At 68.2% G+C, this 494-nt stretch carries 1 pseudogene; it reads right to left on the bottom strand.

Features of this window, described 5'->3' with window-relative positions:
* Positions 1-168: 168 nt before the first annotated feature.
* A pseudogene (locus A6V37_RS41770) lies at positions 169-494 on the bottom strand (hypothetical protein); the annotation flags it as partial.

Here is a 494-nt window from a genome sequence, read left to right as displayed (position 1 = left end):
GTGAGAGCAGGCTGTCAGGAGCGAGGTTAGCGCGGCGTGTACGAACGGTCGCGGCGGGGGCGAGGAGTGGAGATCGGTGCTGTGTCAGGATGGCGAGCGGTCAGTGCGTGGCGCGGAGGACGAGTGAGTGAGCAGGAAGGCGGCTACAGCGGCGGAGATCGTCGAGCTCTAGGAGCACTGGGGGGCGGTCCGGGTCGGTGCGGACGGGGGCGGCGTGGGGGGAGAGCAGGAGGAGCGCAGTGGCTTCTGGTGCGGGTAGAGAGGCTGAGGTGGGTCGTCGGCGACGTAGTGAGAGAGCGGCAGGTGGCTGGACGAGGACGCGAGGGGAAGGTGAGAGACGGGCGGGGCGTTGCGGTCTGCGTTGGTCGACTTCAGCTGGATGCCGGTCGGATAAAGCGGGTGGGTCGGCACGAACGGGTGGGCGATGGCCGCTTTCGGCAAGGTGTGGCGGACGTACTGGGCGAACGAATCGTTACCCACGCGGCTCATCCAGC

The sequence above is a fragment of the Paraburkholderia ginsengiterrae genome (genome assembly GCF_001645125.1).
GTDB classification, from domain to species: Bacteria; Pseudomonadota; Gammaproteobacteria; order Burkholderiales; family Burkholderiaceae; genus Paraburkholderia; species Paraburkholderia ginsengiterrae.
This window is presented reverse-complemented; position numbering and strand designations above follow the sequence as displayed.